Origin of the sequence: Nocardioides xinjiangensis (assembly GCF_017916385.1) — a bacterium.
Lineage (GTDB): Bacteria > Actinomycetota > Actinomycetes > Propionibacteriales > Nocardioidaceae > Nocardioides > Nocardioides xinjiangensis.
This window is the reverse complement of sequence record NZ_JAFMSW010000001.1, coordinates 211,905-232,857: the sequence shown is the minus strand read 5'-3', so window position 1 is coordinate 232,857 and position 20,953 is coordinate 211,905. Positions and strand designations below refer to the sequence as shown.

Genomic DNA, 20,953 nt, shown 5'->3' with positions numbered 1-20,953 from the left:
CTCCAGCGGGCGGTCGGGGCAGCCCGGGTCATGGAGGTGCCGGTGCCCAGCCTGTCACACCAGTCCGCACGCAGGCAGGCGAACGGCGCAACCCGCCCTGCTCAGTCGTCGGCGCCGCCCGCCGACGGCGGCCGGGCGGCCGGCGGCAGGTCGGCCTCGGGAGCAGCGGCCGCCGCGAGCGGGTCCGCGGGCAGCTGCTCCACCTGGGCGCGGCACCACACCGACACCTCCCTGCTCCCGTCGAGCACGGCGGCGCGGAAGTCGCTCCAGGACTCCCAGCCGGCGGCGCCCACCTCCGTCGGGTCCGCGGTGACGGGACCCTCGGCGGTGCCCACGTAGACGGGACAGATCTCGTTCTCCACCACCCCTGCCTGCTCGGCCCGGTAGCGGAACCGCGGCAGCACCAGCCGGAGGTCGGTGACGGTGGTGCCGAGCTCCTGCCGCACCCGTCGCCGTACGGCCTCGTCGAGCGCCTCGCCGGGCCCGGGGTGGCCGCAGCAGCTGTTGGTCCACACCCCGGGGAACGTCGCCTTGTCGGTCGCCCGCCGCGTGACGAGGACCCGGCCCTCGCCGTCGAACAGGTAGCACGAGAACGCCAGGTGCAGCGGGGTGTCGGCGTGGTGGACCGTGGCCTTGTCGGCGGTGCCGACGGCGCGTCCCTCCTCGTCGAGCAGCACCACGAACTCACGGGTGTCGGGCTGGGTGTCGGTCATGCGGGCCTCCCCACGGGTCGGGCGAGCTGGTTGACGGCGGCGGAGAAGAGCCAGGGCAGCCGGGTGGCCGCCGGCACCAGGCCGCGGCGCACCGGCGGGTGCGCGGTCGCGCGCAGCAGCGCGAGGGTGAGCAGCTCGTGCCGCCGCACCAGGCGGCGCGCCTGCGCCTCGTAGTGGTCGGGCCGGCCGGCGGCGAGGCAGGCGACGGCCGCGCGCGCCTGCGCGAGGCCGAGGGCGATGCCCTCCCCGGTGAGCGCGTCGACGTAGCCGCCGGCGTCGCCGACCAGCAGCACGCGTCCGGCCGACCGGGCGCGCGCCCGCTGGCGGAGCGGGCCGGCGCCGAGCACCCGGGTCCGGGCGCCGGTGAGGCGCTCGCGCAGGCGCGGGAAGTCGTCGAGCAGGTCGTCGAACCGCGAGCCGGCCTCACCCAGCACGGCCACGCCGACGAGGTCGTCGTCGACCGGCGTGACGTAGGCCTCGGCGCGGTGCGACCAGTGCACCTCGACCAGCTCGGTCCAGGGCGCCTGCCGGACGTGGCAGCGCTGGCCGAACCGCCGCCGGGTCGCGGGCGGCCCGTCGAGCCCCACGAGGCGGCGCACAGGGGAGTGCAGCCCGTCGGCGGCGATGAGGTGGCGGACCGGCTCGCCGTCGACGAGGAGGTGGTCGCCGGCGTCGCCGACGTCGGTGACCGCGCGGGCCTCGACGGCGATGCCCGCCTCGGCGAGCCGCTGGGCGAGGGCGTCGTGCAGGACGGTGCGGCGCACGCCCCTGCCCGGACCGGCGGTGAAGCGCGCGGTGGCCCCGGCCCCCGTACCGTCGAGGTAGTGGATGCCGGCGAGGTGCCGGCCGCGGGGGTGCACGCCGATCCGGGCCAGCTCGGCGACGGCCCCGGGCATGAGCCCCTCGCCGCACGCCTTGTCGATGGGCCCGGTGCGTGGCTCGCGCACCACGACGGACAGGCCCGCCCGGTGGGCGTGCAGCGCCGCCGCCATCCCGACCGGGCCGCCGCCGGCCACGACGAGGTCACGCACCGCCGGCTCCCGAGGGCAGGGTGGAGAGGGCGGCGTCCTCGACGCGGATGCGGACGGCGAGCAGGACGGCGTTGAGCACGGTGAAGACGAGCGCGGTGACCCAGGCGGCGTGCACGAGGGGCAGGGCGACGCCCTCGACGACCACGGCGACGTAGTTGGGGTGGCGCATCAGCCGGTACGGCCCGGAACGGACGGGGGCCAGCCCGGGCACGACGATGACGCGGGTGTTCCAGCGTCGCCCGAGGGTGGCGATGCACCACCACCGCAGGGCCTGCGAGGCGACGACCAGCGCGAGCATCGACCAGGCGAGCAGCGGGGGCACGTCCGGACGGCGGACCCAGGCCTCGACCAGCGCACCGACGAGCAGGCCGGTGTGGAGCACGACCATGAAGGGAAAGTGCCCGAGCCCGGACTCCACGCCGCCCCGCTCGCGGCTCCAGGCGGCGTTGCGCGTGGAGACGACCAGCTCGGCGACGCGCTCGAGCCCGACGAGGGCGACGAGGACGGTGAAGGCGACCAGACCGGTCACGACGCCGCCCGCAGCAGCACGAGCTCCGAGCAGAACCCCGGGCCCATGGCCATGAGCACGCCGCGGGTGCCGGGTGCCGGCGGGCGGTCGCGCATCGTGTCCTCGAGGACGTGCAGCACCGAGACCGACGAGAGGTTGCCGACCCGGGCCAGCGAGTCCCACGTGAGCTGCACGGCGTCCCGGGGCACCTCCAGCGCCTCCTCCAGCGCCTCGATGACCTTGGGTCCGCCCGGGTGGCACACCCACCAGTCGATGTCCGCGCGGGTGAGCGCGTGGTCGGCCAGGAAGGCGTCCACGTCGCCGCGGAGGTAGCGCCCCACGAGGGTGGGGACCTCGGCGTCGAGCACGATGCGCAGCCCGTTGCCCGTCACGTCGAACCCCATCGTGCGCTCGCTGTGGGGGTAGAGCCGGCTGCGGGAGTCGAGCACCTCCACCGGCCCCGGGCGGACGGAGTCCCCGACCGCCACGACGGCGGCCGCGCCGTCGCCGAAGAGCCCGCTGGCGACGAGGTTCGGCACCGAGACGTCGTCGCGCTGCACGGTCAGCGAGCACAGCTCCACCGCCACGAGGACCGCCGTGTGCCCCGGGTGGCCCAGCAGGTAGTCGTGGACGCGGGCGATGCCTGCGGCCCCCGCGACGCAGCCGAGGCCGACGAGCGGCATGCGGCGCACGTCCTCGCGCAGCCCGACCTGCCCGGCGATGCGGGCGTCGAGGGAGGGCACCGCCAGCCCCGTGACGGTGGCGGTGACCACCAGGTCGACGTCGGACGGCGTGAGGTCGGCGGCCTTGAGGGCGTCCTCGAGGGCTCGCGAGCCCAGCTCGACGGCGTGCTCGATGAACCGGTCGTTGGCGTGGCCGAAGTCGCCGAGGTCGGCGTACTCCTCGAGGGGGAGCACCGTGTGACGTCGCTCGACGCCCGCGTTGGCGTGGAACCGGCGCAGCAGCGCCCGGTCGACGCCGCCCTGCGTGCCGACCACCTCGGAGAACGCCTCGGTGATCTCCGCCTGCGAGTGGGAGTGCGCGGGCAGCGCGCCCCGCACGGAGAGGATCCTCATGTCAGCCACCTCGGGGTCTGGGGGTCGGGAGCAGGTCGGTCGGGAGCAGGTCGCCCGAAGCGTGGGTCGGTCGGTCGCAGCAGGCCGCCGACCAGCCCTCGGGCCAGTCGGGCGTCGATGCGGCCGTCGCCGAGGCCCAGCTCGACGAGGGTGTCGAACACGTGGCGGTCACGCCCGGCGGCCCGGATCCCGGCGTCCACCACGCGGGGCGAGCGGGAGAGGCGCGACGCGGCCCACGTGTGCCGCAGGTGGGCACCGAGCATGCCGCGGACGGCACGGCGGTGGCGCGCACCCGCGCCCGCCGGGTCGCCGGCCGCCACCGCGCGCGCGGCGTGGCGCCCCGCGGTGATGCCCGTCGCGACGGCGTAGTAGATGCCCTCGCCGGTCATCGGGTTGACGAGCCCGGCCGCGTCGCCGGCCAGGAGCACGGCTCCGTCGGGCTGGTCCCACCGCCACGTGCTCAGCGGCAGGTGGTGCCCGCGCCAGTCCGTGCCGGTGGCCGCCGCGCCCGGCACCAGCCGCTCGAGCTCGTCGAGCAGCAGCCGCCGGCTGGGCGCTGCCGAGCCGGCGCCCCCGCCCGGGAGCAGCTCGCCGTAGCCGACGTTGGCCAGCCCGTCGCCGCGGTCGAAGGCCCAGGCGTACGACGGCTGGCCGCGGTGGCCGTAGCGGATCACCTGCCGCCCGGCCACCTCCGGCGGGGTCGGGGCGTAGCCGCGGATGGCGATGGCCCGCGGCTGCCGGCGCCCGCCGAGCAGCACGCTGCGGACCAGGGAGTGCGCACCGTCGGCGCCCACGACGACCTCCGCGCCGATCTCGCCGGACACGAGCGGCGCGCCGGGTCCGGTCGACAGCGAGGAGACCCGGTGCCGGCGCAGGACGGCACCGGCGGCGACGGCGTGCTCGACCAGCCGGGCGTCGAGGACGCGGCGCGGCACCACGTGGACCTCCCGCCGCATGGGACCAGAGACCGTGACGTCGCCACGCGAGAGCTCCAGGTCGCGCAGCGGCCGCCAGCCGTCGACGACGTCCGCGGCACCGACCTCCGCGAGCGCGTCGAGCACCTGGGGGGCGATGCCGTCGCCGCACGACTTGTCCCGCGGGAAGTCGGCGCGGTCCAGGAGCAGCACCCGCAGGGAGGGATCCTCGGCGAGGGCACCGAGCGCGGCCGACGAGCCGGCGGGGCCGGCCCCCACGACCACGACGTCCCAGTGCTCCCGCGGCACTTCGGGCCGCTCGCCCCCGGTCATCGCGCGACCACCAGCAGCAGGGCGTCAACGAGCGCGACCGCCACGGCCGCCACGAACGGCGTCCGGCCGCGGCTCCTGACGACGACCGCGCCCAGCGCCAGGACGACGACGCCGACCCCCACCGCGACCGGGATCGGGGGAGCGGCGCCCACCAGCGCGACCCCGGACGCCGCGACGAGCACCGCGGCGGCGACCGGCGCGATGCGACCGCGGCTCAGCCGGTGGGGCAGGCCGCGCACGCCGGTGGCGGCGTCGTCGTCGAGGTCGGGCAGGACGTTCAGCAGGTGGGCGCCCACCCCGAGGAGCGCGGCGGCGACGGGCCACCACCACGGCGGCGCCTCGCCGTCGGCGAGGGTCACGACAGCCGTCAGCCCGCCGAAGGTGACCGCGTAGGGCACCCACGACCAGACGGTGGCCTTGAGGCCGAGGTTGTAGGCCCAGCCCGACGCCGTGCACACCAGGTGCAGCAGTCCGGCGCGGGGGCCGAGCGCGACCGACAGCGGGATGCACGCCGCCACGGCGCCCAGGCAGGCGACCCGCACGGCGGTGACCGACGCGGCCCCGGTCGCCAGCGGCTTGTCGGTCCGGCCTGCCGTGCGGTCGCGGGCCCGGTCGACGAGGTCGTTGCTCCAGCCGATCGAGAGCTGCCCGGCCAGCACGGCGGCCACCACGAGGATCCCGCGGCCGGCGGCCAGCCCCTGCGCGAGCACCAGCAGCCCGACCAGGACGGTGACCGCGAGGGCCGGCCCGGGGTGCGCGGCGACGACGACGCCGCGCAGCGCGGAGGCGTCCGGCACCCGGTCAGGCGCCACGCCGGCAGTCACGGCGACCTCCGTCGGTTCCGGCCGGTCCCCGGGTGCGTCCCTCGAGTGGTCTTCGCCGTCACGACGCCTCCCCGATCCGGCGCCCACCCGGCGGGCGTGCTCCCGACGGCCGGGCCGTCCTGTCGCCCGGAGGTACCCGGGCCACGGACGTCCATGCGCACCGGTCGCGGCGTCGCCGGACGCCGTGCGCCGCCAGCGCGCCCAGCGACGCGACCAGCCAGCCGGCCAGCACGTCGACGACGTAGTGCTCGCCGGTGTGGACGAGGGTCGCCGCCATGGCGAGCGCGTACGCCGCGAGCAGGGCGCGCCCGACCCACCGGACCGACCGCCACAGGAACAGCGCCGCGAGGAGGGCGGCTCCGGCGTGGAGCGACGGCATGGCGGCCACCGGGTTGCTGCCCGACTGTCCCAGCTCCACCAGCCGGGCCACCGCGTCGAGTCCCAGGTGCTCCCAGCCGACGTGGGAAATCCGGTCCACGGTGCCGATGTCGCCGCGGTCGGAGGCCAGCCACGGCGGGGCGGCCGGGTAGACCAGGTAGGTCGCGATGCCGAGCAGCGACATGGTGAGCACGGCGGTGAGCCACTCCCCGAAGCGCTCACGCAGGCGGAACCACACCACCGCCGTGATCAGCGGGATGGTCACGAAGTGGGTGATGTACACGACCGCGGCGACCGCGTCCCACCAGTGGGTGGACCCGTCGACGAGCCGCTCCTGGAGCCAGACGCTCGGGACCGTGCCGAGGAGTGCCTCGTCCCCGCGTGCCGGGCCGAGGACGTGGAGCCGGGCGCCGATGCGGTTGGTGTCGGCGCCGTCGCCGGTGCCGAGCGGGGCGGTGATCCACTGCGCGACCCAGTAGGCGACGAGGATGGCGCTCAGCGGCGACCACGCGATGAGGAGCTGCGCGACGGGGCCGTGCCGCGAGGAGTCGTGGCTTTGCTGCGGCTCGTCCTCGTGCGGGCCGGCCGCGGGCACGCGGTCGACGAGGGTGCGTCCCTCGCCGCTCCGGTCCGTCGGTCGCCCGGTCATGCGGTGCCCCGGCGCTGCTCGAGCCGGCTGATCAGCGCCTGCGTGCGGAAGCGGTTGTAGCGCTGGACGAGGATGAACGGCATGTTCACGAGCACCCCGTAGGCGACGAGCAGCGTCGCCGCGAGCGGCGGGTTCCAGAGCACGAACAGCGGGCCGCACCACATCGCCCACCAGTGCGTCAGCTCCGCGCGCCGGGTCTCGCGCACGAACACCCGCAGGCCGTCGACGTCGCGCGCGGGCAGCTCGCGCTTGCTGATGCCGCCGGCGAACAGGGCCCCGGCCTCGGGGAGCCGGTCCTTCCAGCGGTGGATCCCCAGACGGCGCCGGTACCAGCGGCCGCCCTGCTCGAAGCGCCGCTCACGCAGGCCCCAGCCGTCCCGGGCGAGCCGGTGCTCCCCGAGGCGGTGCGCGGCGTACCCGGTGGCGGCGTGGAAGACACCCCAGGCGACCACGTCGACCACGACGGTCACCGTCTGGGGCAGCACGAGTCGCAGCATCAGGCCGCCCTCCCGGCGGACCCGCCGCGGGCGAGGTCCACCTCCCTGCCGCGCCACGGCACGGCCCGGCGCACGGCGGTGAGGGCCGCCGACCTGGCGAAGATGAGGTCGAAGGCCAGCAGCGGCAGCGGGAAGAGCAGCCACGCCCACCAGCGGAACGTGCCGACGCGCCGGAGCAGCCAGCGCAGGTGCAGTGCGGTGCCGAGGTAGGCCAGCGCCCAGAGCAGCGGGCTGCCCGCGACCAGGGCGCCGCCGGCACCGGTCGTGACGGCCACGAGGGACACGATCGCGCCGACCGCGACGGCGTGGTGGGCGCTGACCCACGCGACGGTCGCCAGCGTCGCGCCGGGCGCCGCCGACGACGCACCCGAGGCGATGTTCTTCGTCCACCCCGCGGCGAGCTGTCCGATCCCGCCCGGGTAGCTCCGCATCCGCAGGCTGGTCCCGCCGACGGCGCACCAGACGGGCAGCCCGGCGCGGAAGTACGCGGCGGCCAGCGCTGCGTCGTCGAGGATCTCTCCGCGCACTCCCTCGTGGCCGCCAGCACGCTCGAGGTCGCCGCGCGACGTCAGCAGGCACGGCCCGAAGGCCATGGGTACGGTCGCGGGGCGGCGGGTGAACGCCGAGCTGGCCATCACCGCGACGACGTTGAAGTACGCCGACAGCTGCTCGTAGGCGCGTACGACGACGTGGTGCGGCTGCACGGACACGAGCCCGCCCCGCTCCGCCCGGGCAGCGACCAGGGCGGCCAGCGCGTCGGGTGCCAGGACGGTGTCGGCGTCGAGGAACAGCAGGAGCTCCCCCCGGGTGGCGCCCGCGCCGACGTGGCAGGCCCACGCCTTGCCCGTCCATCCTTCCGGCGGTGTCCCGGCGGGCACGACCCGCGCGCCGGCGGCCCGCGCCACGCCGGCCGTGTCGTCGGCCGAGGCGTCGTCGACGACGACCACCTCGGCGGGCGGGACGGTCTGCTCGCGCAGCGAGCCCAGCAGGTGGGGGAGGGTGCCCTCCTCGTCGCGCGCCGGCACGACGACCGACACCGTCGGGAGGGGCTTGGCGAGGAACGGGGCGAGGGACGGCGCGAGGGACGGGGGCGGCGGCAGCGTGCGCAGGTCGGCGACCAAGCGGTGCGCTCCGGCCGCCGCGGCGAGCAGGAGCAGGGCGACGACGACGTCGACGGGCGTCATGCGCGGGCCGCTCGCCGGACGAGGAGCGGCATCCCGCCGCGCGGGTGCACCGCGACCTGGGCCTGCGGGAGCGGCCGCGACCATCCGGCCGGCACCTCGAGGCGGTGCTCGCGCAGGAGCTCGGCCAACACGAGCACCATCTCGCCCAGCGCGAAGTCGCGGCCGATGCACAGCCGGGGACCCTGGCCGAAGGGAAGGTAGCCCGAGCGCACCGTGCCCTCGAGGAACCGCTCGGGACGGAACGCCAGGGGCTCGGGCCACAGGTCCGGCCGCCGGTGGACCAGCCACGGGCTGACGATGGCCAGGGTGCCGGCCGGGACCTCGCGCCCGGCCACCACGTCGGCGCCGCCGGCGCGTCGCGAGACGGCCCACGCTGGCGGGTAGAGGCGCAGCCCCTCGTCGACCACGGCACGGGTCATCGGGAGCCGCTCGCGGTGCCCGACCAGGGGGACGGGGCCGGGGTGCCCGGCGAGCTCCGCGCGCACCCGCTCCTGGTCGGCCGGGTGCTCGGCGAGGAGCATGAGCGTCCACGCGAGCGCGGCCGCGACGGTCTCGTGCCCTGCGATGACCATCGTCACCAGCTCGTCGCGGATCGCGTCGTCAGCCATGCCGCTGTCCAGCAGCAGGCCGAGGAGGTCGTCCCCGTGGGTGGCCGCGCCGGCTCGGCGGCGCCGCTCGGCGATGATCTCGGCCGCTCCGACGTCGAGGCGCCGGCGCGCCGCCCGCAGCCGCAGGTTCGTCCGGGTCGGGGCCCAGGCGGCGGTCGGGAGGATCGAGCGACCCAGCCGCACCACGAGCTCGGCGGCCTCGCTCGTCGCCTCGAGCAGGTCGTGGGCGAGCCCGGAGAGGTCGGCGCTGAAGAGCGCCCGGCCGACGGCGTCGAGCCCGATGGCGTGCGTCAGCGACGCGACGTCCACCACCTCGCCGTGCGGACCGTCGCGCAGGCCGGCCAGCCGGGCGTCGATCGCGGTGCGTGCCGCGGCGCGCACCTCATCGCCGACGGCCCCGAGCCGCTCGTGGTGGAAGGCCGGGGCGGCGAGCCTGCGGTGCTCGATCCAGCCGGGCTCGGCGGAGGCGAGGAGCCCGGGGCCGGTGACCCGGGCGAGGGCGGCGTACTGGACGGTGTCCTTGGTCCAGGTGCGCGCCGAGGCCTGCAGCACGTGCCGGACGTCGGCGGGGTCGTTGAGCAGCAGCGCCGGCGCCCCCGGCACGGGGAAGGAGACGGTGTCCCCGTGCTGCGCCGACACCGCGACGAGGAACGACAGCGGGTCGGCCCGGACCGATCGGAACGCGCGGGCCATGTCGAGCGACGTGGGGCCCGGGACGCCGATGTCGGTGGGCTGCATCGCCTGGAGCCGGGTGACGACGCTCATGCGCGCGCCTCGTCCCGTCGGCGACCCAGACGGGTCCAGGCCACGCAGCTGAGCAGCACCAGGCCGAAGCCGAAGCCGAGGTCCTCGACGGGCGCGAACACCAGTCGCCCGTCGCCCACGAACTGCACGCGCCCGCTCCCGAGGATGGCGTCACCGGAGTAGCTCACGATGCCCCGGCCGGTCAGCCAGCCGTTGGTGAGGAGCTGGAAGAACACGATGATGGCGTAGGCCGACCACCAGTCGCGGGTCGACGTCAGGCGGGTCCGCACGACCCAGCGGTCGAGCACCAGCGCGAGCACCACGCAGGTGACGGCGATCGACGTGTAGGTCACCGGGCCTCCTCGCGGCGCCGCGGAGCCCCGGGCCGCACGCCCCGCCGGGCGGCACGGACCCCCTCGAGCGTCAGCACCGAGACCAGGGGGATCACCACGAAGAAGCCGATCTCCTCCAGGGGGAGGCCGGCGACCCGCCACGGCAGCGTCTGCCGCTCGTCGAACCACCAGTGGCCGACGTGGGTGGCCCACAGGTCCCACAGCAGGAACGGCGTGCCGGCCAGCGCGATGGTCAGCAGCAGGCGCCGCGGCTGCCGCAGCACGCGCAGGCGGAACGCGGGCACGAGGGGAAGGGTACCGACGAGGCAGAACGCCAGCATCGCGACGTACGACCACTGCGCGAGGCTCATGCGCGCACCGGCGTGCTCGAGCGGTCGCCGCTGAGGCGCTTGAGCACGAGCTCGGCACTGATGAGGCACATCGGGAGGCCCACGCCCGGCACGGTGCTCGCGCCGGCGTAGAGCAGGCCGTCGACCTTGGCGGAGGCGTTCCCGGGGCGCAGGAACGCGCTCTGCCGCAACGTGTGCTCCAGCCCCAGGGCACTGCCCCGCCAGGCGTTGTAGCGGACCTCGAAGTCGCGCGGCCCCACCGTGTGGCGCACTCGGACCCGGTCGCGGAGGTCGGGGACCCCAGCCCAGGAGGCGATCTGGTCGATCGCGGCGTCGGCCGTGCGCTCCACCACGGACGAGCCGTTGCCGTCGTCGCCGCCGGCCCCGATGCCCGGGTCCGCCGGCACCGGCACGAGCACGAAGAGGTTCTCGCACCCGGCGGGAGCCACCGTGGGGTCGGTCGCGGACGGCTTGCACACGTAGATCGAGGCCGGGTCGGGGACGCGGGCGCCGGGTCCGAAGATGTCGCCGAAGTTCTGCCGCCAGTCGGAGGTGAAGAACAGGGAGTGGTGGGCCAGCTCCGGCAGCCTGCCCTCCACGCCGAGCATCGCCAGCACCGCACCCGGGCCGGGCGAGCGGTTGCGCCAGCTCGGCGCGGGATGGGTCTGCAGCCCGGGGTCGAGCAGGGCGGTCTCGAGGTGGTGCAGGTCCGCGGCGCCGACGACGACGTCGGCCTCGAGGGTCCGGCTGCCACCGTCGGCCGTGGCGTGCTGCACGCCCTGCACCTCCGCGCGCCCGCGCGCGCCGGGACGGGTGAAGATGCGCGTGACCCGGGCGCCGGTGTGCAGGCGGGCGCCGTGCCGCTGCGCGAGCGCCGCGACGACCTCGACGAGCCGGGTGAACCCGCCCTGCGGGTAGAGCACGCGGTCGCCGAGGTCGAGGCGGCTCATCAGGTGGTACATGCTCGGCGTGCGGCTGGGGGACGACCCGAGGAACACCGCCGGGTAGCCGAGGACCTGGCGCAGCCGGCGGTCGCGGAAGGACGAGGCGACGTGCCTCTCCAGGGACCGGGTCAGCAACCGTCCCAGGCGCGGGGTGCGGCGGACCACGTCGGGGTGCAGGAAGGCGCCGGGGGAGTCGAAGCTGCTGTAGAGGAAGCGGCGCAGCGCCATGTCGTAGGTCTCGTCGGCCGAGCGGAGGTAGGCGTCGAAGCGGTCGCCCGCGCCGGGCTCGAGCGACTCGAAGAGCGCCCGGTTGTGCGCCCGGTCGGGGCGGAGGTCCACTGGGTCGGGGTACCCCTCGAAGAAGACGCGGTAGCTCGGGTCGAGCACGGTGAGGTCCAGCTCGGCCTCCGTCGAGGTGCCGAGGAGGTCGAAGAAGTGGTCGAAGACCTCGGGCATGAGGTACCACGAGGCGCCGGTGTCGAACCGGAAGCCGCCGCGCTCGACGCTCCCGACGCGGCCCCCGAGGTCGGCGTTCTTCTCCAGCAGGTCGACGCTGTGCCCACGCGACGCCAGGAGCGCCGCGGTGGCCAGCCCGGCGATGCCACCGCCGACGACCACGACGCGCAGCGACGCGCCGTCGCCGGCGGGACCGGCGGTCACGAGCCACCACCGCGGAGGGCGCCGGCGACGAGCCGGAGCTTCACCGGGGTGGGCACGCGCACGCGCGTGCGGCGGATCTCCGGCGCCGGGGTCGCGCGCAGCCGGCAGGCGAGCTCCGCGAACGTCGCGTGGGCGGCGCGCACCGCGCGCCTGCTGCTCGGCGGGAGGTCGGGGACGACGGCGGCCGCGGCAGCCAGGTCGGCGTCGATGTCGTCGAGGATCCGGTCGCGGTCGGCGTCGCAGAACGCGTCGACGTCGAGGCCGGGGAAGTAGTCGCGGCGCAGCACGTCGTGATCGTCGGCGAGGTCGCGGACGAAGTTGAGCTTCTGGAACGCCGCTCCGAGGCGCTGCGCGCCCGGCGCCAGCTCGTCGTACGGGCGGGTGCCGCCGCGCGCGTCGGGGGCGGCCAGGAACGCCCGCAGGCACATCAGCCCGACGACCTCGGCGGAACCGTGGACGTAGCGCTCGAAGCTGTCCTGGGTGTGCGCGGTGGTGTCGAGGTCCATCCGCATGGAGGCGAAGAACGGGGCCACGACGTCGTCCTCGATCCCGACGCCGAGCGCCGTGCGCGCGAACGCGTGGACCACGAGGTTGCCGCTGTAGCCCGTGCGCAGCGCGTGCCGGACGTCGTCCTGGAGCCACTCCAGCATGGTCGAGCGGGCCGCCCGGTCGAGCGTGGGGTCGGGGTTGTCGACGATCTCGTCGGCCACCCGCACGAGCGCGTAGATGTTGCGCACCTGGGTGCGCACCGGCTCGCCGAGGAGCCGCGAGGCGAGCCCGAAAGAGCTGGAGTACTCCCGGATCACGATCGCGGAGCTGGCCTCGGAGACCGCGTCGTAGAGGCTGCGAGGGGCGCTGCGGCCCACGAAGAAGGTCATGCCGCCGCCCCGCTTCCGTCGGCCAGGACGAGGGGAGCCGCGCCCACCTGGTCGAGCAGCTCGTGCGGGACGCCCAGCGCCTCGAGCACCGCCCGCGCCTCGGCGAGGTGCCGCACGGCCAGGTCCTCGACGAACTGCCGCGATCCGCTCGCGACGAGCAGCTCGCGCACCTCGCCGAGCTCCGCGGGGTCGAGGTCGCGCCCGAGGTAGCCCCGGATGCGGTCCCACTCGGCGGTGGAGCGGGCATGCACGACGAGCGGGGTCTGCTTGCGGGTGCGCAGGTCGCTCGTCGCGCTCTTGCCCGAGCTCGCCGGATCGCCGAACACCCCGATGAGGTCGTCCGCGAGCTGGAACGCGACGCCCATCGCGCGGCCGGCCTCGCCGAGCCGGGCCGTCGTACGCGCGTCGGCACCGGCGAGGAGGGCGCCGGCCTGGAGCGGGAGCGAGAAGGAGTAGGCGCCGGTCTTCTGCGCCTCCATGGCCAGGCTCTGCGCCAGCGAGGCGTCGGCCACGCCCATCGAGAGCCGGACGTCGGCCAGCTCGCCGGCAGCGGTCGCGTGGAGGGCGTCGTCGAAGAGGTCGAGCAGGCGGTCCACGACGTCGGGGGCGGCCCCGCAGGTGGCGACGGCACGCACGGCCGCGGTGAGGGCGAGGTCGCCGGCCAGGATGGCGGCGGTCAGTCCGTAGTCGGCGGCCGCCTGGGGGCCGGCGCCGTCCACGCCCGCCAGCGCGCGGAACGTCCCGCTGACGTTGGGGCGCCCGCGGCGCACGTGGTCGCCGTCGATGACGTCGTCGTGGATGACGAAGGCGGTGTGCAGCAGCTCGACGGCCGCGCCGACCTCCGCGGCGGCCTCCGGCGACGTGCCGCCGAGGGCGTCGTGCGTGGCGACGAGCAGGGCGGGCCGGAACCGCTTGCCGCCCTCGGCGGCGGCGCTGAGCGCCTCCCACAGCAGGGCGTGGTGCGGGTCGGTCGCCGCCGCCCGCCTGCGCCCGTCGTCGAGCAGGCGCTGCAGCGCCAGGTCCGTCCCGCTCCCGATCATCTGGTCCTCCCCAGGTCATGTCAGGTCGTCCCAACCTATGCGACCGAACCTATGCAACACTTCCAACCAAATCTAGGCGTGAGGTGAAGGAGTGGGCGAATGGCTGCCGGTTCACGTGTCACCCTGACCATCGGCGACCTCGCCCAGAGGACCGGAGTCCCGATCACGACCCTCCGGAGCTGGGAGCGGCGCTACGGGTTCCCACGGCCCAGCCGCCGGGCGGGCGGTCACCGCCGGTACAGCGAGGCCGACGTGGACGCCGTGCTGGCGGTGCAGGCGCGCCGGCGTGCGGGCCTGTCGCTTGCGGCGGCGGTGCAGCGCGCGGTGCAGCAGGTCGAGGCCCCGGCCGCCCGCTCGGGCTCGCTCTTCGCCGAGCTGCGACGACGCCACCCCCTGCTCCGGCCGCAGGTGCTCACCCGGCGCACGCTGGTCGCGATGAGCCACGCCATCGAGGACGAGTGCTGCGCCCGGGCCGCGGACCCCCTCCTGTTCGGCGGCTTCCAGCGCGAGGACTTCCTGCGGTCCTCCTACGACCGGTGGCGCGAGCTGGCCCGCACGGCCCGGCGCGCGGTCGTCTTCGCCGACCTCGTCGACCCCGCCCCGGTGCAGCCGGGAGCGCTCGTCGAGGTGGCGCTGCCGCACGAGTCGCCGCTGAACCGGGAGTGGATCGTGGTCTGCGACGCCGCGGACCTGCCGGCCTGCCTCGTGGCGGTCGAGCGGCCCGGCCAGCCGGCCGGTCCCGGCCGCTCCTTCGAGGCGGTGTGGTCGGTGGACCCGGTCGTGGTGCGCGACGCCGGGCGGATCGCCTCGTCGCTGGCCGACGAGCTGCGCCCCGACTGGCGCAGCGGTCCGGCGCTGCCGCCCCAGCCCGACCCGGTGGCCGCGTCCGAGGACCTGCACCGCGCGATGCAGCTCTTCGACCGGGTGGTCGGCTACCTCGACGCCAGGGACGTGCGGTGACGCGCCCGGACCGCGGGTGCGGGCCGGAGCGCTCGAGCCGGGCTGACTGATCCGCCCGTCCCCGGGGTACCAGTGCGCATGCCCGACACAGATCCCTCCCCTCGCGTCGTCCTGGTCACCGGTGCGTCCAGCGGCATCGGACAGGCCGTCGCCCAACAGGCGTCGAGCCGTGGGGACCACGTCGTCCTGCTCGCCCGCGGACGAGAGGCGCTGGAGACCGTCGCCGAGTCCTGCGAGCAGCTCGGCGCGGCCTCCGTCACCGTGCAGCCCACCGACGTCAGCGTCGACGCCGAGGTGGCCGCCGCGGTGGCCACGACCATGGCCCGCCACGGACGTCTCGACGTGGTGGTCGGCAGCGCCGGCGTGGTGGCGTACGGCCGCATCGACGAGGTCCCCGTCGACGTCTTCGACCAGGTCGTGCGCACCAACCTCCTCGGCTCGGTCAACCTCGCCCGCCACGTGCTGCCGGTGCTGCGCGACCAGGACGAGGGCAGCATCGTGCTCGTCGGCTCGGTCGTGGGCCACCTGGGCGTCCCCGACATGGCGCCGTACGTCGTCAGCAAGTGGGGCGTGCGCGGCCTCGTCCGCCAGCTCCAGCTCGACAACCGCGACCGCAAGGGCGTCCGCATCGAGTACGTCGCCCCGGGCGGCGTCGACACCCCGATCTACCGCCAGGCCGCGACGTACGGCGACTCCGAGGGCCGACCGCCGTTCCCGGTCGCGACCCCCGAGCACGTCGCCGCGCGCATCCTGGCCGTGGCCGACGGCCGGCGCCGCGGCGGCCAGGTGGGGATCGCCAACGACGTGATCCGGTTCGGCTTCACCGCCCTGCCGTGGGCCTACGACCGCCTCGTGGGACCGCTCTTCGCGATCGCCGCGCAGGACCTCACCACCCCTCCGAGGTCCGGCCCGGGCAACGTGCTGGAGTCACGCCAGGAGCACAACGGGCTGCGCGGGGGACACGCCAACGCGCTCCTCGCCATGGGCGCCAACGTCGCCGAGGTGGTGCGCCGGCGGCTGAACGGCCGCTGACGCGGCGAAACCGGGGTGAGCCGCTCGGAGGGCGGCCGATAGCATCGCGGGGACATCCGTCCAGCCCCTGAAGGAGCCCTCGTGTCCGACATCACGGTCGTCCGCATCCACGCCGATCAGCGTGCGGAGACCACGGTCACGACGGGCACCAAGGCCTGGGAGCTCTTCCGCGACGAGCCCGACGTCGTCGCCGCCCGGGTCGGTGGCGCGCTGAAGGACCTCGCCCACGAGCTCGCCGACGGTGACGAGGTCGAGGGAGTGGCCATCGACAGCCCCGACGGCCGCGACATCCTGCGCCACTCGACCGCGCACGTGATGGCGCAGGCCGTGCAGCAGATCTGGCCCGAGGCCCGGCTCGGCATCGGGCCGCCGGTCGAGAACGGCTTCTACTACGACTTCGACGTCGAGACCCCGTTCGTGCCCGAGGACCTGGTGAAGATCGAGTCCGCGATGCGCAAGATCATCAAGGAGAACCAGCGCTTCGAGCGGCGGGTCACCACCGACGCCGACGCCCTCACCGAGCTCAAGGACGAGCCCTACAAGATCGAGCTCATCGGTCTCAAGGGCGGCGCCGGCGCGGAGGACGCCGCCGAGGGCGCGAGCGTGGAGGTCGGCGGCGGTGAGCTCACGATCTACGACAACGTCGGCCGCAACGGCGAGGTGAAGTGGTCCGACCTGTGCCGCGGCCCGCACCTGCCCACCACGAAGCGGATCCCGGCGTTCAAGCTGATGCGCAGCGCAGCGGCGTACTGGCGCGGCGACGAGCGGAACAAGCAGCTCCAGCGCATCTACGGCACCGCCTGGGAGAGCAAGGAGGCGCTGGAGGAGCACCTCCACCGCATCGAGGAAGCGGAGCGGCGCGACCACCGCAAGCTCGGCCGTGAGCTCGACCTCTTCTCGTTCCCCGACGAGATCGGCTCGGGCATGGCGGTCTTCCACCCCCGCGGTGGCGTGATCAAGCGGGAGATGGAGGACTACGTCCGGCGCCGGCACCTCGAGGAGGGCTTCGACTACGTCGGCACGCCGCACATCAGCAAGGACGGGCTGTTCCACACCTCCGGGCACCTGCCCTACTACGCGGACACCATGTTCCCGCCGATGGAGATGGAGCACGCCGAGTACCGCCTCAAGGCGATGAACTGCCCGATGCACAACCTCATCTACCGCTCCCGGCAGCGCTCCTACCGCGAGCTCCCGCTGCGGTTCTTCGAGTTCGGCTCGGTCTACCGCTACGAGAAGTCCGGCGTCGTCCACGGACTGACGCGGGTGCGGGCGATGACCCAGGACGACTCCCACTCCTACGTCACCCCCGAGCAGGCACCTGCCGAGGTCGAGCACCTGCTCACCTTCGTCACCGGCCTGCTGCGGGACTTCGGCCTCGACGACTACTACTTCGAGCTGTCGACCCGCGACGACTCCAAGCCCGACAAGTTCATCGGCTCCGACGACCAGTGGGAGACCGCCACCTCGGTGCTCGAGACCGCGGCGCGCAAGTTCGGCGTGGACCTCGTGCCCGACCCGGGCGGTGCCGCGTTCTACGGCCCGAAGATCTCCGTCCAGGCCAAGGACGCGATCGGCCGCACCTGGCAGATGTCGACGATCCAGTACGACTTCAACCAGCCCGCCACCGACCGGTTCGACCTGGAGTACGTCGCCGCCGACGGCAGCCGGCAGCAGCCGGTGATGATCCACTCCGCCAAGTTCGGCTCGATCGAGCGGTTCATCGGCGTCCTCGTGGAGCACTACGCCGGGGCCTTCCCGCCCTGGCTGGCGCCGGTGCAGGTCCAGGGGATCCCGATCGCCGAGCGGCACGAGGACTACCTCTTCGACATCGCGAGGCAGATGAAGGCCCAGGGGCTGCGGGTGGAGGTCGACGACTCCGACGACCGGATGCAGAAGAAGATCCGCAACGCGCAGCTGGCCAAGGTGCCGTTCATGATGATCGCGGGCGACAACGACGTCGAGGCCGGCGCCGTGTCGTTCCGCTACCGCGACGGGCGCCAGGACAACGGCGTACCTCTGGCGGAGGCGATCGAGCGGGTGGCGCGCGCGGTGGCGTCGCGCGAGCAGGTGTGACCACGGCTGACCCGGGCGGGCGCCGTCCGGTCGTCGACCTCTCCGAGGAGGAGGCGCGGCGCCGGCTGCCGCTGAAGTGGGGGGTCCCGGAGGGCGTGCTCCCCGCGTGGGTCGCCGAGATGGACTACGCCGTCGACCCGGTGGTGCTGGACGCCGTCCGTGGGATGCTCGCCGACGGCATCACCGGCTACCCGCCGGACGGCTGGGACGCAGGTCTCGCGACGTCGTACGCCGAGTGGTCGGCGCGGCACTTCGGCTGGGCGCCCGAGCCGGAGGCCGTGCACCCGGTCGTCGACGTGACCGCCGGGGTCCGGCTCGTGATCGACGTGCTGAGCGACCCCGGCGGGGTGGTGTTCCCGACCCCGGGCTACAACGCGCAGCACGGGCTCGCGCGCGTCACCGGACGCGAGGAGCACCTGCTCGAGGTGCCCGCCACGGCCGACCGCGCGGAGATCGACCTCGACCGGCTGGACCGGCTCCTCGCCGACGGGGCGCGGACGCTGCTGCTGACCCAGCCGCACAACCCGTGGGGCCGTGCGTTCACCCGCGCCGAGCTCGAGGGCGTCCGCGACGTCGTCGTGCGCCACGGCGCCCGCGTCGTGAGCGACGAGATCCACGCCCCGCTCGTGCTGCCCGGTGCCGAGCACGTCAGCTACCTGTCCATCGACGGAACGCACGACCACGCGGTCGCGGTGGTGGCGGCGTCCAAGGCCTTCAACACAGCCGGTCTCCGCTGCGCCCAGCTCGTCGTGCCCGACGCGGCTGCCCGTCGACGGCTGGCCGAGCAGCCCATGTCGCGCAACGACTCCTGGTCGCCGCTCGGAGCGGTCGCGGCGCGCGCGGCCTACGAGCACGGCGACGGCTGGCTCGCCTCGCTCGTCGAGCGGCTGGACCAGCAGCGCGCCCTCCTCGTCGACCTCCTCGCCGAGCACCTCCCCGAGGTCCGGATGCGTCCCGTGGAGGCGACCTACCTCGCCTGGCTCGACGCCTCGGCCTACGGTCACGACGACGCGGCCGCCGTGGCCCTCGAGCGCGGTCGGGTCAAGCTCAGCCCGGGTCACGCGTACGCCCCGGGCTCGACCGGCCACGTGCGGCTCAACTTCGCCACCTCGCCCGAGCGGCTCACGCAGATCGTCGAGAGGCTCGCGACGGCCTGGGTCTAGGCGTCCGCGGTGGCGGCGGGATGTGCCGGCTCGCTCGTCGAGCGGCTGGACCAGCAGCGCACGCTCCTCGTCGACCTCCTCGCCGAGCACCTCCCCGACGTCCGGATGCTTCCGGAGGAGGCGACGTACCTCGCCTGGCTCGACGCCTCGGCCTACGGTCACGACGACGCGGCCGCCGTGGCGCTCGAGCGCGGTCGGGTCAAGCCTAGCCCGGGACACGCGTGCGCCTCGGGCTCGATCGGCCACGTGCGGCTCAACTTCGCCACCTCGCCCGAGCGGCTCACGCAGATCGTCGAGAGGCTCGCGACGGCCTGGGTCTAGGCGTCCGTGGTGGCGGTCGGGTGTGCCGGCGGCTGCGCGGCAGGCGACGATGCGTGTCCGGTCTTGTCCACAGATGTTCTTCGAGCCGTGTCAGATGTCGGTGGTGTCACCTAGAATCGAACACATGATCGATCAATCGGCGGCATCCGAGGCGGTTGAGGTGGAGGACCTCACCGCCGCCGAGCTGCTGTCCTTGCTCCGCGAGCGCCGTGCGGCCGAGCACCGCGCAGCCGCCGACCAGCTCGACCTCGCGGCCCGCTGGGCCGACCTCCACCCGCCGGAGTCGATCCACTCCGCCGCGACCTTCACTGTGCCGTCGTGTGAGCACGAGGAGCCCATCGCCGGCGACGGGTGCCCGCTGGTGGCGGAGTTCTGCATCGCCGAGCTCGGCGCCGTGCTGGGCGTCTCGACCACCGCGGCCAAACGGCTGGTCGGGCACGCCCTGGAGCTGCGGCACCGCCTGCCGCGGCTGTGGGCGCAGGTCCACGCCGGACAGGTCCCGCCATGGCGGGCCCGCGCCGTCGCCGAGGCCACCATCCACGCCACCCCGGCGCTCACCGTCGACGCAGCAGGCTGGGTCGACACCCAGGTCGCCGCCGTCGCCGGCAAGGTCGGACCCGCACAGCTCGACCGGCTCGTGGCCGAAGCCATCACCCGCCACCACCTCGCCACACCCGACCCCACCGCCGACCCCGAGGACGGCCACCTCACCATCGACCGGCGCCACGCCACCGTCCACGACGAGGACGTGCACTACGCCGGCACCATGCGCCTCGAGGCCGAGCTCGACATCGCCGACGCCCTCGACCTCGACCGCGCCCTGGCCCACGGCGCCGAGACGTTGAAGGCCCTCGGCTCCAACGCGTCGCTCGACGCCCGCCGCGCCGCCGCCCTCGGCGACCTCGCCCGCACCCAGACCGCCCTCGACCTCCACACCTCAGGCACGCGTGGCGTCGAAGGCACCCGGGGCGGCGACGGGCTGCCGGCTGCCCGCGAGGTCGTCCTGCGCGCCCACTTCGACGCCACGTTCACGCCCGACGGGCACACGGTGTTCGGTCCGACCGGCCGGCTCGAGGAGCGCCAGCGGCTGCTGCTGCTCGACCAGGTCAGGAGCTGGTGCGGCGACAGCCGCACCAAGGTCACCGTCAAGCCGGTCATGGACCTCAACACCGACCTGACCGCGCCGGGCTATGCCATCCCCGACCGGATCCGCGAACACGTCACCCTGCGCGACCGCACCTGCGTCTTCCCCTGGTGCACCCGCCCCGCCCGCAGCTGCGACATCGACCACGTCATCGCCTACGACCACCACGCCGACCCAGACGGCCGGCCCCAACCCGGCCCCACCGCGACCCACAACCTCGCCGCCCTGTGCCGCTCCCACCACCGCCTCAAGACCCACACCGCCTGGCACTACCGCATGACCTCGAACGGCATCTTCGAGTGGACCAGCCCCCACGGCCACCACTACCGACGCGACCACACCGGCACCACAGCGCTCGACCCACCCGATCAACCCGATCGGCCCACCGTCCCGCGACCCCGCCGACCATGACCCCGCACCGGACCCCGCCGCCATGAGTCGGCGGAGCTCCGCCCATGCCCGCGCCGCGTAGCCGGTTCACCACACCGCAGTCGCGTGCGTCGCGACCCGGTGACCGGGCACGGCGGACTCGACCCCGGTCGCATCCCGGCTGACCGGCATGGCGGGCGCACGGTGGTGGCGTGGTCGCCTTCG

At 74.9% G+C, this 20,953-nt stretch carries 21 protein-coding genes; 6 read left to right on the top strand and 15 right to left on the bottom strand.

What is annotated here, in order from left to right:
- Positions 1-101: 101 nt before the first annotated feature.
- The 15 genes from idi to J3P32_RS01070 form a co-directional block, all read right to left on the bottom strand.
- A complete protein-coding gene (gene idi / locus J3P32_RS01140) occupies positions 102-713 on the bottom strand; it encodes an isopentenyl-diphosphate Delta-isomerase (protein WP_210437938.1) in 612 nt (203 codons plus the stop codon).
- Complete coding sequence (locus tag J3P32_RS01135; RefSeq protein WP_210437936.1) at positions 710-1,744, bottom strand: NAD(P)/FAD-dependent oxidoreductase; 1,035 nt, start codon at positions 1,742-1,744, stop codon at positions 710-712. Before J3P32_RS01135 ends, idi begins: the two co-directional genes overlap by 4 nt.
- A complete protein-coding gene (locus J3P32_RS01130; RefSeq protein ID WP_307861529.1) occupies positions 1,737-2,273 on the bottom strand; it encodes an isoprenylcysteine carboxyl methyltransferase family protein in 537 nt (178 codons plus the stop codon). Before J3P32_RS01130 ends, J3P32_RS01135 begins: the two co-directional genes overlap by 8 nt.
- Positions 2,270-3,328 carry a type III polyketide synthase gene (locus J3P32_RS01125; RefSeq protein WP_210437934.1) on the bottom strand — a complete coding sequence of 353 codons (1,059 nt, stop codon included), beginning with the start codon at positions 3,326-3,328 and terminating at the stop codon, positions 2,270-2,272. The genes J3P32_RS01130 and J3P32_RS01125 overlap by 4 nt, the downstream gene beginning before the upstream one ends.
- Entirely contained in the window at positions 3,325-4,575 is a 1,251-nt protein-coding gene (locus J3P32_RS01120) for a geranylgeranyl reductase family protein (RefSeq protein WP_210437932.1), read from the bottom strand. The genes J3P32_RS01125 and J3P32_RS01120 overlap by 4 nt, the downstream gene beginning before the upstream one ends.
- Complete coding sequence (locus tag J3P32_RS01115; protein ID WP_210437930.1) at positions 4,572-5,387, bottom strand: UbiA family prenyltransferase; 816 nt, start codon at positions 5,385-5,387, stop codon at positions 4,572-4,574. The genes J3P32_RS01120 and J3P32_RS01115 overlap by 4 nt, the downstream gene beginning before the upstream one ends.
- A 70-nt stretch (positions 5,388-5,457) precedes the next feature.
- Positions 5,458-6,426, bottom strand: coding sequence for a phosphatase PAP2 family protein (locus J3P32_RS01110; RefSeq protein ID WP_210437928.1), 969 nt, complete (start codon positions 6,424-6,426; stop codon positions 5,458-5,460).
- Positions 6,423-6,923 (bottom strand): glycosyl-4,4'-diaponeurosporenoate acyltransferase CrtO family protein, encoded by a 501-nt coding sequence (locus tag J3P32_RS01105; protein WP_210437926.1) that lies wholly within the window; start codon positions 6,921-6,923, stop codon positions 6,423-6,425. The genes J3P32_RS01110 and J3P32_RS01105 overlap by 4 nt, the downstream gene beginning before the upstream one ends.
- The gene (locus J3P32_RS01100) at positions 6,923-8,107 is read right to left on the bottom strand and encodes a glycosyltransferase family 2 protein (RefSeq protein WP_210437924.1); all 1,185 of its coding nucleotides are present in this window, start codon (positions 8,105-8,107) and stop codon (positions 6,923-6,925) included. Before J3P32_RS01100 ends, J3P32_RS01105 begins: the two co-directional genes overlap by 1 nt.
- A complete protein-coding gene (locus J3P32_RS01095) occupies positions 8,104-9,480 on the bottom strand; it encodes a cytochrome P450 (protein ID WP_210437922.1) in 1,377 nt (458 codons plus the stop codon). Before J3P32_RS01095 ends, J3P32_RS01100 begins: the two co-directional genes overlap by 4 nt.
- A complete protein-coding gene (locus J3P32_RS01090; protein ID WP_210437920.1) occupies positions 9,477-9,812 on the bottom strand; it encodes a lycopene cyclase domain-containing protein in 336 nt (111 codons plus the stop codon). The genes J3P32_RS01095 and J3P32_RS01090 overlap by 4 nt, the downstream gene beginning before the upstream one ends.
- Positions 9,809-10,162, bottom strand: a complete 354-nt coding sequence (locus J3P32_RS01085; RefSeq protein WP_210437919.1) for a lycopene cyclase domain-containing protein — start codon at positions 10,160-10,162, stop codon at positions 9,809-9,811. The genes J3P32_RS01090 and J3P32_RS01085 overlap by 4 nt, the downstream gene beginning before the upstream one ends.
- Entirely contained in the window at positions 10,159-11,745 is a 1,587-nt protein-coding gene (gene crtI, locus J3P32_RS01080) for a phytoene desaturase family protein (RefSeq protein WP_210437917.1), read from the bottom strand. Before crtI ends, J3P32_RS01085 begins: the two co-directional genes overlap by 4 nt.
- Positions 11,742-12,623 (bottom strand): phytoene/squalene synthase family protein, encoded by an 882-nt coding sequence (locus tag J3P32_RS01075; protein ID WP_210437915.1) that lies wholly within the window; start codon positions 12,621-12,623, stop codon positions 11,742-11,744. Before J3P32_RS01075 ends, crtI begins: the two co-directional genes overlap by 4 nt.
- Positions 12,620-13,663, bottom strand: a complete 1,044-nt coding sequence (locus J3P32_RS01070; protein ID WP_210437913.1) for a polyprenyl synthetase family protein — start codon at positions 13,661-13,663, stop codon at positions 12,620-12,622. Before J3P32_RS01070 ends, J3P32_RS01075 begins: the two co-directional genes overlap by 4 nt.
- A 99-nt stretch (positions 13,664-13,762) precedes the next feature.
- Between J3P32_RS01070 and J3P32_RS18060 the strand changes: the two genes are divergently transcribed.
- The 6 genes from J3P32_RS18060 (at position 13,763) to J3P32_RS01040 (ending at position 20,770) form a co-directional block, all read left to right on the top strand.
- The gene (locus J3P32_RS18060; RefSeq protein ID WP_210437910.1) at positions 13,763-14,623 is read left to right on the top strand and encodes a DICT sensory domain-containing protein; all 861 of its coding nucleotides are present in this window, start codon (positions 13,763-13,765) and stop codon (positions 14,621-14,623) included.
- A gap of 78 nt (positions 14,624-14,701) precedes the next feature.
- The gene (locus tag J3P32_RS01060) at positions 14,702-15,655 is read left to right on the top strand and encodes an SDR family NAD(P)-dependent oxidoreductase (protein ID WP_210437908.1); all 954 of its coding nucleotides are present in this window, start codon (positions 14,702-14,704) and stop codon (positions 15,653-15,655) included.
- 81 nt (positions 15,656-15,736) lie between these two features.
- Complete coding sequence (gene thrS / locus J3P32_RS01055) at positions 15,737-17,731, top strand: threonine--tRNA ligase (RefSeq protein WP_210437906.1); 1,995 nt, start codon at positions 15,737-15,739, stop codon at positions 17,729-17,731.
- Positions 17,728-18,894: a MalY/PatB family protein gene (locus J3P32_RS01050; RefSeq protein WP_210437904.1), complete on the top strand. Its 1,167-nt coding sequence runs from the start codon at positions 17,728-17,730 to the stop codon at positions 18,892-18,894. Before thrS ends, J3P32_RS01050 begins: the two co-directional genes overlap by 4 nt.
- A gap of 9 nt (positions 18,895-18,903) precedes the next feature.
- Positions 18,904-19,215: an aminotransferase class I/II-fold pyridoxal phosphate-dependent enzyme gene (locus tag J3P32_RS01045; RefSeq protein WP_210437902.1), complete on the top strand. Its 312-nt coding sequence runs from the start codon at positions 18,904-18,906 to the stop codon at positions 19,213-19,215.
- A 124-nt stretch (positions 19,216-19,339) separates the two neighbouring features.
- Entirely contained in the window at positions 19,340-20,770 is a 1,431-nt protein-coding gene (locus J3P32_RS01040; RefSeq protein WP_210437899.1) for an HNH endonuclease signature motif containing protein, read from the top strand.
- The last annotated feature ends 183 nt before the right edge of the window (positions 20,771-20,953 follow it).